This window comes from Marinicauda algicola (assembly GCF_017161425.1).
In the GTDB taxonomy this organism is placed as follows: domain Bacteria; phylum Pseudomonadota; class Alphaproteobacteria; order Caulobacterales; family Maricaulaceae; genus Marinicauda; species Marinicauda algicola.
In genome coordinates this window covers 1,216,543-1,229,595 of sequence record NZ_CP071057.1, presented here as the reverse complement: position 1 = coordinate 1,229,595, position 13,053 = coordinate 1,216,543, and the positions used below count along the sequence as shown (strand labels likewise).

Here is a 13,053-nt window from a genome sequence, read left to right as displayed (position 1 = left end):
CGGGCGCGTTGAAGTCCCGGGACACACCGGCTCTGAGCGGTGTGCTGTGCACGGCCCCGGGGGAGCGTAAACTGGCACGAAGCGGATCGAGTCGGAGGATGGCGATGGACCGGTTTCGGATTTACGGCGACACGCGCAGCGGCAATTGCCTGAAGGTGAAGTGGACGGCCGAGCGCCTCGGCCTCGCGCACGACTGGATCGATATCGACGTCACCTCCGGCGAGACCCGCCGGGAGAATTTCCTGGCGCTCAACCCTGCCGGCCAGGTGCCGGTGCTGGAGCGGCCCGACGGGCGCACGCTCGCGCAGTCCAACGCCATCCTGCTGTATCTTGCTGAAGGCTCAGATCTCGTGCCCGCCGATCCCTTCGACCGGGCGAAGATGATGGAGTGGCTGTTCTGGGAACAGTATTCCCACGAGCCCTACATCGCCGTACGCCGGTACCAGAAGCGCTTCCTGAACAAGGCCGATTCCGAGATCGATCCCGATCTGATGGCCAGGGGGCGCCGCGCGCTCGGTGTCATGGAACTGCGCCTGATCGCGCGCGATTACTTCGTGGACGAGGCGCTCTCGCTCGCCGACATCGCGCTGGTGGCCTACACGCGCCTTGCCCACGAAGGCGGGTTCGACCTGTCGGAGTTCCCGGCGGTGGGCGGCTGGGTTCGCCGGGTCGAGAGCGATCTCGGCATCGCGCATGCCCAGATGGAGCCAAGCTGAAGGAGGCCCCGCATGGCCGAGCCCGCCCCAGGCGAACCGGTTTTCGGCCGGCCCGAACCCGGCGGCGATTATGTGCCACGCGATGCGGCCTACGGGCTTCTGACGAATTCTGCCGGGGAAATCGCCGTCGTCGCGATCACCGGCGAGACCGCACGCACCCAGTACGACCTGCCGGGCGGTGCGCTGGAGCCGGGCGAGACGAGCGAGGACGCGCTCGTGCGCGAATACCGCGAGGAGACCGGGCTCGGCGTGAGGCCCGTGGGTCTGCTCGGCTCGGCATGGCACTATTGGGAGAAGCCGGGCGGACGGCGCGTGCTCAACCACGCCCGCTATTTCACCGTCGAACGCAGCCGCGAAGACGGAGGAAAGATCGAGCTCGATCATGCGCTGGTGTGGCTGACCCCCCTCGAGGCGATCGCCCGGATGCGGCACGAGGCGACCGCCTGGGGCCTCGTGCGCTGGCTGCGGCTGAAAGCCGGGGCCGAGCATCGCAGCTGAGGGGGCAGGGCGTCTTGCCGGCCAATGCGCACTCGGCACCCGAAGGCAATCATGGCCCGGTCCGGCCGGGCCACCCATGCCTGACCGGCGCCGTCTTCTGAAGCGTTGGCGCCTTGGGACATCGTTGCCCGGGGCGAAGCTCACCATCACCGGAGAACGGCAGGCTCGCGAAGGCTTGGGAGACTCGAGCTTTGCCCTCTAGCGCTTCGCCAGTTCCTTCATGGCCTTGTCCACGCCGTCGAGAGTGAGCGGGAACATGCGCTCGGGTCCGACGATCTCGCGGATGAGCTGAATGGAATAGGTGTGCGGCCACCAGTTCTCCGGCTGCGGGTTGAGCCAGACGAGGTGAGGGTAGGTCTCCACGATGCGCCTGAGCCACGTCCCCCCGGCTTCCGCGTTCCAGCCTTCCACGGAGCCGCCGGGGTGGGTTATCTCGTAGGGTGCCATCGAGGCGTCCCCGACGATGACCACCTTCCAGTCGCTGGGGTACTTGTGGAGGATGTCGAAGGTCGGCGTCGTCTCGCTCCTGCGCCGCAGGTTCGATTTCCACAGCGCCTCGTACGGGCAGTTGTGGAAGTAGAAGTATTCCAGATTCTTGAAGACGCCGCGTGCGGCTGAGAACAGCTTCTCGGTGAGCTCGATATACGGGTCCATCGATCCGCCGACGTCGAACAGGACCAGCACCTTGACCGCATTGCGCCGTTCGGGACGCATCTTGACGTCGAGATAGCCCTCCCGCGCTGTCGCCCGGATCGTGGAATCGAGATCGAGCTCCTCGTGCGCGCCCTCGCGGGCGAAGTGACGCAGGCGGCGCAGGGCGACCTTCAGATTTCGCGTGCCGAGTTCGCGCTCGGAATCGAGATCCTTGAAGCGGCGGTTCTCCCAGACCTTCACCGCGCGCTTGTTCTTCGAGCTTCCGCCGATGCGGACACCGGCCGGGTTCCAGCCCGAGTGGCCGTACGGGCTCGTCCCCCCGGTGCCGATCCACTTGTTGCCGCCCTCGTGGCGCTCCTTCTGCTCGGCGAGGCGCTCCCTGAGGGTCTTCATCAGCTCGTCGAAGTCCATGGCCTCGATCTCGGCCATCTCCTCCGGCGTGAGATGACGCGCCATTTCGGCGCGCAGCCAGTCCTCGGGGATCTCCTCCTTGCCGAACAGGTCGCCGAGCGCCTCGACGCCTTCGAAGATATGGGCGAAGACCTTGTCGAACTTGTCGAAATTCCTCTCGTCCTTGACCAGTGCCGCCCGGCTGACGGCATAGAACTCGTCGATCGAGGGGCCGATCGCCCCCTTGTCGAGGGCCTCGAGCAGGGTGAGGTACTCCCGGGTCGAAACCGGGATTTTCGCCGCGCGGAGCTCGGTGAAGAAGCGGTGGAACATGACGGCTTCGCTCTTGCTGACGCGGCGAGGATAGGCGTTCATGGGCGCGTGGCAAGAAAGCCCGTCAGAAGGGAGGATACGAGCCATGACCGTGCTGTTGACGGCCGCTCTGGCGGCCCAGCTCGCCGCGAGCGCGTGCCCGGGCGGCCAGGAGAACGCCTTCTCCGCCCTGCAGGGCATCTGGGCCGGCGAGGTGAGACCGACCGGCGGTGAACCGGCCGAGATTTCATGGCAGGGCTGGCCGATGGCCGGAGGCTGCATGACCGGCGGCTTTCTCGACGGTCCGGCGGGGCGCGAGTTCGTCAGCTGGGCCTACCGGCCCGATCTCGGGGCCTGGGTGGAGTTCTCCGCCGGCGGCGAGGCCGTGCTAGACTACGAATTCATGCGCTCGCAGACCGGCGGCGAGGGCGCGGTGTTCAGCCCGGATCCGGAACTCCTAGCACAGAGCGGACTTGGCGAGGATGCGCCCGGTCCGGCTCTGAGGCGCAGCCGCTGGACCCGCTTCGACGCCGACACGCTGGTGGTGGAGATCGACACGCGCGCCAGCCCGGACGCGCAGTGGCAGCCGGCTGCGGTCATGCAGATGCAAAGAACGGCCGAGTAGCGGGAGACCGCAGCAGGCTAGCAGCGGACTGTGCCGGGAAGACATGCGGTCACGCAGGCTGCGCGAGGCCTCAGTTGCCGTCGCGCCGCGCCAGGAAGGCCAGCTTCTCGAAGACCTGGACGTCCTGCTCGTTCTTCAGGAGCGCGCCGTGCAGCGGCGGGATGAGCTTCCTGGAATCGCGCTCGCGCAGCACGGACGGGTCGATGTCCTCGACCAGGAGAAGCTTCAGCCAGTCCAGCAGTTCGCTGGTCGAGGGCTTCTTCTTCAGGCCCGGGATCTGGCGCACCTCGTAGAAGACGCGCAGCGCTTCGGAGAGCAGCCGGCCCTTCAGCTTGGGGAAGTGCACATTGACGATCGCCTCCATCGTCTCCTCGTCGGGAAAGGCGATGAAGTGGAAGAAGCAGCGCCGCAGGAAGGCGTCGGGAAGCTCCTTCTCGTTGTTCGAGGTGATGATGACGATCGGGCGCTGTTTCGCCTTGATGGTCTCGCCGGTCTCGTAGACGAAGAACTCCATCCGGTCGAGTTCCTGCAGGAGGTCGTTGGGAAACTCGATATCGGCCTTGTCGATCTCGTCGATCAGCAGGACCGGTCGCTCATCGGCGGTGAAGGCCTCCCACAGCTTGCCCTTGCGGATGTAGTTGCGCACGTCGTTGACCCGGTCGTCGCCGAGCTGGCTGTCGCGCAGGCGCGCCACGGCGTCGTACTCGTAAAGTCCCTGCTGGGCCTTGGTCGTCGACTTGATGTGCCACTCCAGCATCGGCGCGCCGAGGGCGTCGGCGACCTGCCGCGCGAGTTCGGTCTTGCCGGTGCCCGGTTCGCCCTTCACCAGAAGCGGGCGCTCCAGCACGATCGCCGCATTGACAGCCGCGGCGAGTTCCTCGGTCGCGACATAGCTCTTTGTGCCTTCGAAACGCATCGAAATTTCCTTCGCGGGCCGGCCCTTGTGTCTCCATGCCAAACCCTAGCGAAGCGGGCTCTTTCGGCAAGGGGCAGGGTCAGGCCGCTGCGGACCGTGCTTCCCGGGACAGGCGTGCGGCCAGGGAATCCATCAGCGACCCCCAGTTGCCGAAGGCGTCGGAATAGACCACCTCGATCTGCGGATACCAGGGCAGGCGGTCCTGGCCCATGTTCACCCAGGTGCGGCGCTGGTTCTGGATGACGATCGCACGGCCGCCGCTCGCCGCGGTGAGGTTGATCGTCGCGTTCATCGGGCCCACGACGAGATCGCAGGCCGTGCCCAGCGCGGCCACGTGATCGAGATCGTCCTTGAGATCCAGGCCTTCCGGCTGGTGGATGGTCACGCCGAACTCGGTCTTCGCGCGCGCCAGCTCGGCGGCGACCTCGCCGTACTGGAGATTGACGAACTCGATACCGGGCAAGGTCAGCACCGGCTTCCATGCCTCGAAGCCGGAAAAGAACTTCGTGCGCTTGGCCGTCATCTTCAGCGATTTCCAGAGCAGGCCCACCTTGAGCCCCGGCCCGAAGCCGGCGAGCTGGGCGCGGAACTGCTCGACCAGTTCCTCATCGGCGGTCAGGAAGGCGCCCTCCGCGAAGTCCTCGAAGCGGGTGCGGAAGCTGCGGCAGGCGTTGGCGATGGGAAACCACAGGTCGACCTTGCCGTCCTTCGTCAGATCCGGGGCGAAACGGAATTCGCGCCCCTCCCGGCTGACGGTGTAGTGGCAGGCGACCTTCACCTGCGGGAAGGAGCGCTGCATCAGCGCGACCAGCCGGCGTTCCGTGGCCAGGCGCACCTCGCCGTCCGGCCCGACGGCCTCGATGATGTCCGGCAGCATCTGGGCGAACATGATCTCGTCGCCGAGGCCCTGCTCGCCGCTGACCAGCACCGTCTTGCCGGCCAGCGCCGCAGGGTCGGCACCGTCCCACATCTTGCCGCCGTACTGGAAGAAGGTGGAGGCCTCGAACTGAGGGTTGAGGCGGATCGCATAGCGCTGCCAGCCCTCCTCGAGCTTGCCCAGCGCGAGCGTGGTGAGCGCGAGGCCATGCTCCATCGTGATGCGGTCGGTCTCGCTTTGCGGGTTTTCCAGCGCCTTCTTGAAGTGCTCGACCGCGCCCTCCACGTCGCCGCGCAGTTCCAGCGTGTAGGCAAGGTTGTGATGGGCCCGCGAGAAGCCCTCCTTCAGGCGCAGCGCTTCGAGATAGAAGGTGGCGGCCTGCTCGGGATCGCCGGCCTCGAGCAACACCGTGCCGAGCGAGTTCCACAGTTCGGCATTGTCCGGTGCGCGGTAGATCGCGGCGCGCAGCAGTTCGATCGCATCGGAGAACTTGCCCTGGTCGCGCAGCACGCCCGACAGGTTGATCGCGGCGGCAGCGCTGTCCGGAGCCATCTGGGCGAAGAGCCGGATGAATTTCTCCGCGGCGTCCAGCATGTCGAGCTTCCAGGCGACCATGCCGAGATTCTGGTAGATTTCCGGGTTCTTCGGGTCGAGCCGCCAGGCGCGCTCGTAGAATTCGAGCGATTTCGAAAGCCGGCCAAGGCGCTCCAGGCACAGCGCCATGACGTGATTGGACAGCGGGTGCTCCGGGGCGAGATCGAGGGCCTTGAGCGCGATGCGTGCGCCTTCGGCCGGGCCCTTCTGGTCGATCATGCGCACCGCGCGCTTCAGCAGGCCGGCGAGCTTGGGCGGGGCCTGATCGGCCGGAGCCTGGGCCAGCACCTTCTCCAGATTGGCTTTCGTGGCGACCGATGCCGCACCCTTGGCGGCATTCTTCTGGAGTTCGGCACCGGCGGCGAGCTCGGCATTGAGATCGATCAGGGCCGTCATGGCATGCTCCGGGACAGGTGAAACAATTCTGTGCTGGCCGATGGAGCGCCGTTTCGCTTAAGGTTTCGCTAATCATCGGCGAGGGGCAGGGGCACACCTGCCGCGGTGCGCGAAACTCTTTGTTCACCGTGTTCTTTCACTCTGCCTTCAGCCAGCCGGGCCAAATCTTGGTCCTGCGCCCAGATCTCGATGGAGACCGCGCCGCCATGCCGCTGAAATTGTCCCTCAAACCCGGCGAGCGTTTCGTGCTGAACGGTGCCGTCGTCGAGAACGGCGATCGCCGGGCGACGCTGGTGCTCCAGAACAAGGCCTCGGTCCTGCGCGAGAAGGACATCATGCAGGAGCACGAGGCCAACACTCCGGCCCGGCGCATCTATTTCCCGGTCATGATGATGTACCTGTCCTCGCAGGCCGAGGACCGCGTCTACGACGAGTTCGTGGTGCGCATGACCGAGTTCATGGGCGCGATCTCCAATCCGGACATCCTCGCCGAATGCGTTTCGATCAGCCGCGAGGTTATGAGCGGGGAGTACTACAAGGCGCTCCTGCGCTGCCGGAAGTTGATCAATTACGAAGCCGAACGCATGGGCATCGCGCCCCACAGCAGCAAGGACTAGGTCTCCATGTCCTATCGTGCGTACCAGACCGCCTCGGCCCGCGCCGAAAATCCACGCGAGACAGAATACCGCCTGTTCGGCCAGGTCACGCGCGCGCTCATCGAGGCGCGAGATGCCGGCTCGACCGAGATCAGGAAGCGCGCCGACGCGCTCGACTGGAACAGGCGTATGTGGACGGGGCTTGCTGCCGACTGCGGCAGTGACGGCAACCAGCTGCCCGAAGGGCTTCGCGCGGCGATCATCTCGCTCGCCATCTTCGTTTCGAAGGAAACGAGTGCGGTGATGCGCGGGGAGAGTGATTTCGAGACCCTCATCGACATCAACAAGACAATCATGCAGGGCCTTGCGCCCCAGGCCGCCCACGCCGAGGCGGTCTGACCGCAAGCGCAATTCCAGGCTTGACCCAGAGGCCGTCCGGATCATCCGGGCGGCCTTGATTTTGCCGGTCGGCAGATTCGTTCCGGCCGATCTGGTCGCGTTCCGAGCGCGCCGCGCGGCGCAGATTTCAAGTCGCGGGATTCATTGGCTGTTTTTCCTCCACTCTCCGGCCCGGTCCGGCACGGGGTTTGCGCTTGCCTGGGCAGGACAAAACGTCCGCCGGCCAAAACGGCCGTTCCAGCTTCCAGAACGGAGGAACCCCACAATGACCACTTCGGTGAACACCAACCCGGGGGCGATGGTCGCCCTCCAGAACCTGAACAAGACGAATATGGAGCTGTCTGAGATTCAGACGCGCATCAATACCGGCCTCGAGGTGGCGGGTGCGAAGGACGATGGCGGTATCTACGCCATCGCTCAGCGCATGCGTTCGCAGGTGTCGGGCTATTCGGCCGTTCAGCAGTCTCTGGACCGGGGCATGGCGACCGTGGATGTCGCGCTCGCTGCCGGCGAGGCGATTTCCGACCTGCTCATCGAGATGAAGGAGAAGGCGCTCGCCGCATCCGACGCATCGCTGGATACCGCGTCCCGTTCGGCCCTGAACGAAGACTACAAGGCCCTGCGCGACCAGATCTCCACGATCGTGTCGAATGCGGAGTTCAACGGCGTCAACCTCATCAACAACTCGACCAACGGCTTCGTCGCGCTGGCGAACCAGGACGGCTCGAACACGATCACGGTGGCCGACGAGAACCTCTCTCTGTCGGGCTCCATCGTGACCATTACCTCGACCTCCTCGTTCTCGACCGCGACCGCCGCGAGCACGATCGCAGGTCAGCTCGAGACCTCGCTGGACAACGTGAACCAGGCGCTCGCACGTCTGGGGACCAAGTCCAAGGCCCTCGAGATCCACGACTCGTTCGTCACCAAACTGTCCGACGCTCTGGAAAAGGGGATCGGCAATCTCGTCGACGCGGACCTGGCGAAGGAAAGCGCAAGGCTCCAGGCTGTGCAGACCAAGCAGCAGCTCGGGATCCAGGCGCTCGGCATCGCCAATGCCGCGCCGCAGTCCATCCTGTCCTTCTTCCGGAGCTAGGGTCATTCGGCCGGGGCCGCCGCCACCACGCGGCCCCGGCATTTTTTTTGACCGCCCGCACGGTTAAGGTCCTGTTTACCAAATCAATTTCGCGTCAAAAATTCATCACCCCTTAAGCGGAAAATTTTGCCTCTGCGGAAGATTTTGCCGGGATAAATCCGCCCCGCGCCGGCAATTATTGCCTTGCGCCGTGCAGTGCGCGGCTCCCCGAACTACCCGTGATTTTCAACTGGCAAAGGCCGATCGGTGCTGGTCGCGGAAGGGCTCGGCGAGACTGGCCCGGCCCTTGCTGCCTCGCTCTCCGGGTCAGAAGACCTGGCGCGCAAAAGGTGCGCCTCATCCGTAGAAAGCGAAAGGAGCCAAGAAATGGCTACGATCAATACCAATCCGGGCGCTATGATCGCCCTCCAGAACCTGAACAAGACCAACACGGATCTGCAGCAGGTTCAGCAGCGCATCTCCACGGGCCTCGCCGTTTCCTCGGCGAAAGACAATGGCGGCATCTACGCCATCGCCCAGGGCATGCGGGCCGATGTCGGCGCCTACAAGGCCGTCTCCAACTCTCTCGATCTTGCGGTTTCCACCGTCGACGTGGCCCTGGCCGCGGGCGAGGCGATCTCGGACCTGCTCGTCGAGATGAAGGAAAAGGCGCTCGCCGCGTCCGACACCTCCCTCGACACGGCGTCCCGCAACGCCCTGAACGAGGACTTCAAGGCGCTTCGCGATCAGATCTCGACGATCGTCTCGAACGCCGAGTTCAACGGCACCAACCTGATCTCGAACGGCGCCGCGGACATCACGGCTCTCGCCAGTGCTGACGGCAACAACGTGATCACGATCCAGAACGAGGACCTCAGCCTGACCGGCTCGACCCTCACGATCGCGGCCACGACGCAGATCAACACCGCGACCAACGCCTCGAACGCCGCTTCGGCGATCGGGACCTCGCTGGACAACCTGAACTCGGCGCTGGCGCGACTGGGTACCGGTGCGAAGTCGCTCGAGGTTCACAAGACGTTCGTCTCCAAGCTTTCCGACGCCCTGGAAACGGGTATCGGCAACCTGGTCGACGCGGATCTCGCCAAGGAATCGGCTCGCCTGCAGTCCCTGCAGGTCAAGCAGCAGCTGGGTATCCAGGCGCTGTCGATCGCCAATTCCGCGCCGAGCTCGATCCTCGGCTACTTCCGCTAATCGGAAGATCGGGCGGCGGCGTTACGTGGGGTTCCGCCGCCGCCCCCTTTTCCGCCAGGACGCAGCTGACCAAGGGAGCAATTGGAACACCGCGCCCGAGAGCGCGAGGAAAGGACGGGTATGACCCATGGAACGGCTCACCACAGGTGCGACGGGTGTTCGCTCCGGGTTGGATGTGCGCATTGCAGAACCGGTTGAACCGGCGCGCAAGGATCCGCGAGGGAGCAACAAGAGCGATCTGTCTTCGAAGGACGAGCTGCGCGCATTCGAGGCGCTCGACATCGACGATCAGGTCGCCGCGATCGAGAAAATGCGCGAAACGGTAAGCGCTCTGGAATACAACCGGCTGAAGATCGACCGGCACGAGGAATCCGGCCAGTTCATCTACCGCATCTTCAACGAGGATACCGGCGAGACGATCCGGCGCTGGCCGCCGCAGAGCTATCTCGACCTCATGGTCTTCCTGCGCGACGGCTACCCCCTGATCAACGAACGAGCCTGACCGCCCGGCAAGACCTGCCCGGCAAACTGGGCAGGATTAACCATATCAAGCGCCCGCATGGCCCTGCCGCTATGCGGGCGATTTCATTTAGACCGCTGAAAATCAACATTGAATCCGGAGGTGGCCCGACTTGGCCCGCCCGTTGCTGTTAACGAAGCGAGAGCCGCAAGAAGCGGCGTGACGGTGAAACGGGAGAAGACCAATGGCGCTGAGCGTCCACACCAACACCTCGGCGATGATCGCCCTGCAGAATCTGAACAAGACAAACTCGCAGATGCAGGACGTCCAGCAGAAGATCAACACCGGCCTGAAGGTCTCCGGCGCGAAGGACAACTCCTCCGTCTTCGCCGTCGCGCAGGGCATGCGGGCCGATATCGGCGCGCTCGGCTCGGTGCAGACCTCGCTCGACCGGGCGGTCTCGATCGGCGACGTCGCGCTCGCAGCGGGCGAGGCCATCTCCGACCTTCTCATCGAGATGCGCGAGAAGGCCACCGCGGCGATGGACCCGTCCATCGACACCTTCTCCCGCCAGGCCTATGACGGCGACTTCAAGGCCCTGCTCGAGCAGGTCCAGACCGTGCTCGCCAACGCCGAGTTCGACGGCGCCAATATCCTCAACGGCTCGATCACCGGCGGGATCGCCTTCCTCGCGGACGGGGACGCGGCGCGCACCGTGACGCTCGGCTCCCAGGACATGTCGGTGTCGGGCTCGATCATCACCATCAGCTCGACCGCCTCGCTCGGCTCGGCGACGCTCGCCGGAAACGTCGTCTCGGCGATCCAGACGAGCCTCGACAACGTCAACCAGGCCCTGGCCGATCTCGGTTCGGACCTGAAGAAGATCGAATCCCACCGCACCTTCGTGGGCAAGCTGATCGACAAGCTCAACGAGGGGGTCGGCAATCTCGTCGATGCCGACCTCGCCAAGGAAAGCGCGCGGCTGCAGGCCTTGCAGGTCAAGCAGCAGCTCGGTGTGCAGGCGCTCTCGATCGCCAACTCCGAGCCGCAAATCATTCTGTCGCTCTTCGGGCGATAGAAGACCTGGACGGGCATCCAATCCCAGCCCGTTCCATCCCACCACCCAAGCCTCGCCCGGCGTCACCCGACGCCGGGCGTTTCTTTTGACTCCATGGCACACGGAGCGATTAGCCTTATCGTGACGCTGGAGGTGAGGTGATGAGCGATTCTTTCCTGCCCTACGGCCGCCAGGTCATCGAGGACGACGACATCGAGGCGGTCGCTCGGGTTCTGCGCAGCGACTATCTGACCACGGGCCCCGAGATACCCGCCTTCGAGGCGGAGTTTTCCCGCTGGCACGGCGGGGCTGTGCATTGCATTGCGTGCAACAGTGCGACGGCGGGCCTTCATCTCGCGCTGGATGCGCTCGGCGTCGCGCCCGGCGATGTCTGCATCGTGCCGAGCCTCACCTTCCTGGCCACCGCCAACGCTGCGCGCTATTGCGGCGCCGAGGTGGTCTTCGCCGATGTCGATCCGCAGAGCGGGTTGATGACGCCGGCTACCCTCGACGCGGCCATCCTGCGGGCCCGCACGCGCTTTTCAGGGGCCCGCCTCGCGGCCGTGCTGCCGGTCCACCTTGCCGGCCTGCCCTGCGATCTGGAGACCTTGCATGCCCGGGTGCAGGCGGAAGGCGCCGTGCTCGTCGCCGACAGTTGCCATGCCTTGGCGAGCCGCTGGACGGATGCTGGCGGACAAAGCCGGCTCGTCGGCGATGCAGGCTTTTGCGACGCCGCCGTCTTCTCGTTTCACCCCGTCAAGACGCTGGCGTGCGGGGAAGGGGGGATGGTGACCACCCGCCACGAGGAGGCAGCCGAGACCATGCGCCGCCGCCGCAGTCACGGGATCGAACGCGATCCAGTGCGGATGGGAGAGCCCCGGGCCGGGGAATGGCCCTGGTATCACGAGATGGGCGAACTCGGCTGGAATTACCGCATGCCCGACATCAACGCCGCGCTCGGACGTTCCCAACTCGCCAAGCTCTCGCGTTTCGCGGCCCGGCGTCGCGAGTTGACCTCCCTCTACGAGGAGGCGCTGAAACCGCTCGCCCCGCTCGTCCTGCCGCCCGCCGGGCGCGCGGAGACGGATTCCTGCCGCCACCTCATGAACGTGCGCATCGATTTCGAGGCGGCGGGAGTGGCGCGCGAGACGGTCATGGAACGGCTCAAGGACCGCGGCGTTGGCTCTCAGGTGCACTACATCCCTGTCCATACACAGCCCTATTATACCGCGCGTTATGGCCCCGAGCGCCTGCCGGGCGCCGACACCTACTACGCAAGGACCCTTTCGCTGCCGCTCTACCCGGCCATGGCGGATGATGATCCCGCGCGCGTCGCCGGGGCGCTGGCCGAGGCGCTGGAGGCCGGATGAGCCCGGACGTCCCCCTCGTTGAGATCGTCGTCGATGGTGGGGCGGGTCTCGGCTACGGCCATATCAGCCGCATGCGCACGCTGAGCCAGACGCTCGTCGAGGACGGTTTCGCGGTGCGATGGGCGCCGCAATCCGATGTCGCGCGAGCGGCTCTCGCCGACCGGGCGAGCAGTCCGCGTGCGGGGGCGCCGGACCTCACCCTGGTCGACCTTCCCTATGACGGAAGCGAATTCGTCGAAGCGGCCCGCAAGGCCCGCCGGCCCGCAATCGCCCTCGATTACACCGGTCGCGCCGAGGCCGATCTCGCGCTGCGCACCAATGCGCCGGCGGGCCCGGTGGCCGCCAGGCGCGTTCTTCACGGGCTCGACTACGCCATCATCCGGCTGGAAATTCGCGAGGCCGTGGCGCAAGGCGGGGAGCATGTGCTCGTCTCCATCGGGGGATCCGATCTCGGCGACAGGGGGCCGGCCGCCGCCGCACGTCTCGCCGAAGCCGGGCAGCAAGTCATCCTCGTGCGCGGACCGCTGGCCGGGCCCTTGCCCGAAGCGCCATGGGGTGTCGATGTCCGCGTGACGCCGCCCGACCTGCCCTTCCTCATGGCCTCGTGCGCCTGGGCGGTCGCCAATGCCGGCACGACGCTGATGGAACTGATGTGTCTCGGCAAGGCGGTCCATGTATTGCCGCAGACGGCAGAGGAGGAACGCTTCGCCGCAGACCTCCTCGCGCAGGGGGCGATCCTTGGCACGGGGCTCGACCTGCTCGCTCCGCCCGACCCGGCGCGTCAGGCACAGGTTGCCATGAAGGCTGCAAGCCTGGTGGACGGACAGGGCGTGAAGCGCATCAGCGCGCTGTGCCGCGAACTTGTCGGGTCCGGCGCGTAACGCCCGGTTAAGCCGGATCGCACCA

The 13,053-nt window shown here is 65.7% G+C and carries 14 protein-coding genes; 11 read left to right on the top strand and 3 right to left on the bottom strand.

Annotated features, from left to right (window positions below):
- The first annotated feature begins 104 nt into the window (after positions 1 to 104).
- Together JW792_RS06050 and JW792_RS06045 are read left to right on the top strand one after the other, a co-directional pair.
- On the top strand, positions 105 to 716 hold the full coding sequence (locus tag JW792_RS06050) for a glutathione S-transferase family protein (RefSeq protein ID WP_206340917.1): 612 nt from the start codon (positions 105 to 107) through the stop codon (positions 714 to 716).
- A 12-nt stretch (positions 717 to 728) separates the two neighbouring features.
- A complete protein-coding gene (locus JW792_RS06045; RefSeq protein WP_135997549.1) occupies positions 729 to 1,214 on the top strand; it encodes an NUDIX domain-containing protein in 486 nt (161 codons plus the stop codon).
- Between the two features lie 198 nt (positions 1,215 to 1,412).
- On the opposite strand, the gene JW792_RS06040 is transcribed toward JW792_RS06045, so the two are convergent.
- Complete coding sequence (locus JW792_RS06040) at positions 1,413 to 2,591, bottom strand: vWA domain-containing protein (RefSeq protein WP_135997593.1); 1,179 nt, start codon at positions 2,589 to 2,591, stop codon at positions 1,413 to 1,415.
- Positions 2,592 to 2,676: 85 nt separating this feature from the next.
- On the opposite strand from JW792_RS06040, the gene JW792_RS06035 reads away from it, so the two are divergent.
- A complete protein-coding gene (locus tag JW792_RS06035; RefSeq protein WP_135997550.1) occupies positions 2,677 to 3,195 on the top strand; it encodes a hypothetical protein in 519 nt (172 codons plus the stop codon).
- 70 nt (positions 3,196 to 3,265) lie between these two features.
- Here the strand turns inward: JW792_RS06035 and JW792_RS06030 are convergent, their stop codons facing one another.
- Complete coding sequence (locus JW792_RS06030) at positions 3,266 to 4,117, bottom strand: AAA family ATPase (protein WP_135997594.1); 852 nt, start codon at positions 4,115 to 4,117, stop codon at positions 3,266 to 3,268.
- A gap of 73 nt (positions 4,118 to 4,190) precedes the next feature.
- Complete coding sequence (locus tag JW792_RS06025) at positions 4,191 to 5,978, bottom strand: tetratricopeptide repeat protein (protein WP_135997551.1); 1,788 nt, start codon at positions 5,976 to 5,978, stop codon at positions 4,191 to 4,193.
- A 206-nt stretch (positions 5,979 to 6,184) separates the two neighbouring features.
- Here JW792_RS06025 and flbT point away from each other — a divergent pair, with 206 nt between their 5' ends.
- The 8 genes from flbT (at position 6,185) to JW792_RS05985 (ending at position 13,028) form a co-directional block, all read left to right on the top strand.
- A complete protein-coding gene (flbT, locus tag JW792_RS06020; protein ID WP_135997552.1) occupies positions 6,185 to 6,595 on the top strand; it encodes a flagellar biosynthesis repressor FlbT in 411 nt (136 codons plus the stop codon).
- Positions 6,596 to 6,601: 6 nt separating this feature from the next.
- Positions 6,602 to 6,973, top strand: a complete 372-nt coding sequence (gene flaF / locus JW792_RS06015; protein WP_135997553.1) for a flagellar biosynthesis regulator FlaF — start codon at positions 6,602 to 6,604, stop codon at positions 6,971 to 6,973.
- Between the two features lie 265 nt (positions 6,974 to 7,238).
- Complete coding sequence (locus JW792_RS06010) at positions 7,239 to 8,069, top strand: flagellin (protein WP_135997554.1); 831 nt, start codon at positions 7,239 to 7,241, stop codon at positions 8,067 to 8,069.
- A 366-nt stretch (positions 8,070 to 8,435) separates the two neighbouring features.
- Positions 8,436 to 9,260 (top strand): flagellin, encoded by an 825-nt coding sequence (locus JW792_RS06005; RefSeq protein WP_135997555.1) that lies wholly within the window; start codon positions 8,436 to 8,438, stop codon positions 9,258 to 9,260.
- 127 nt (positions 9,261 to 9,387) lie between these two features.
- A complete protein-coding gene (locus tag JW792_RS06000; RefSeq protein WP_135997556.1) occupies positions 9,388 to 9,762 on the top strand; it encodes a flagellar protein FlaG in 375 nt (124 codons plus the stop codon).
- Positions 9,763 to 9,964: 202 nt separating this feature from the next.
- A complete protein-coding gene (locus tag JW792_RS05995; protein WP_135997557.1) occupies positions 9,965 to 10,798 on the top strand; it encodes a flagellin in 834 nt (277 codons plus the stop codon).
- Positions 10,799 to 10,938: 140 nt separating this feature from the next.
- A complete protein-coding gene (gene pseC / locus JW792_RS05990; RefSeq protein WP_135997558.1) occupies positions 10,939 to 12,147 on the top strand; it encodes a UDP-4-amino-4,6-dideoxy-N-acetyl-beta-L-altrosamine transaminase in 1,209 nt (402 codons plus the stop codon).
- Positions 12,144 to 13,028: a hypothetical protein gene (locus JW792_RS05985; RefSeq protein ID WP_135997559.1), complete on the top strand. Its 885-nt coding sequence runs from the start codon at positions 12,144 to 12,146 to the stop codon at positions 13,026 to 13,028. Before pseC ends, JW792_RS05985 begins: the two co-directional genes overlap by 4 nt.
- The last annotated feature ends 25 nt before the right edge of the window (positions 13,029 to 13,053 follow it).

What these genes read in the sequence shown, in the direction of transcription:
- JW792_RS06025 (WP_135997551.1), bottom strand. Translation starts at nt 5,978, where the DNA reads ATGACGGCCCTGATCGATCTCAATGCCGAGCTCGCCGCCGGTGCCGAA.
- JW792_RS06010 (WP_135997554.1), top strand. Translation starts at nt 7,239, where the DNA reads ATGACCACTTCGGTGAACACCAACCCGGGGGCGATGGTCGCCCTCCAG.
- JW792_RS06035 (WP_135997550.1), top strand. Translation starts at nt 2,677, where the DNA reads ATGACCGTGCTGTTGACGGCCGCTCTGGCGGCCCAGCTCGCCGCGAGC.
- JW792_RS06000 (WP_135997556.1), top strand. Translation starts at nt 9,388, where the DNA reads ATGGAACGGCTCACCACAGGTGCGACGGGTGTTCGCTCCGGGTTGGAT.
- flbT (WP_135997552.1), top strand. Translation starts at nt 6,185, where the DNA reads ATGCCGCTGAAATTGTCCCTCAAACCCGGCGAGCGTTTCGTGCTGAAC.
- JW792_RS05985 (WP_135997559.1), top strand. Translation starts at nt 12,144, where the DNA reads ATGAGCCCGGACGTCCCCCTCGTTGAGATCGTCGTCGATGGTGGGGCG.
- JW792_RS05995 (WP_135997557.1), top strand. Translation starts at nt 9,965, where the DNA reads ATGGCGCTGAGCGTCCACACCAACACCTCGGCGATGATCGCCCTGCAG.
- JW792_RS06045 (WP_135997549.1), top strand. Translation starts at nt 729, where the DNA reads ATGGCCGAGCCCGCCCCAGGCGAACCGGTTTTCGGCCGGCCCGAACCC.
- JW792_RS06050 (WP_206340917.1), top strand. Translation starts at nt 105, where the DNA reads ATGGACCGGTTTCGGATTTACGGCGACACGCGCAGCGGCAATTGCCTG.
- pseC (WP_135997558.1), top strand. Translation starts at nt 10,939, where the DNA reads ATGAGCGATTCTTTCCTGCCCTACGGCCGCCAGGTCATCGAGGACGAC.
- JW792_RS06005 (WP_135997555.1), top strand. Translation starts at nt 8,436, where the DNA reads ATGGCTACGATCAATACCAATCCGGGCGCTATGATCGCCCTCCAGAAC.
- JW792_RS06040 (WP_135997593.1), bottom strand. Translation starts at nt 2,591, where the DNA reads ATGTTCCACCGCTTCTTCACCGAGCTCCGCGCGGCGAAAATCCCGGTT.
- flaF (WP_135997553.1), top strand. Translation starts at nt 6,602, where the DNA reads ATGTCCTATCGTGCGTACCAGACCGCCTCGGCCCGCGCCGAAAATCCA.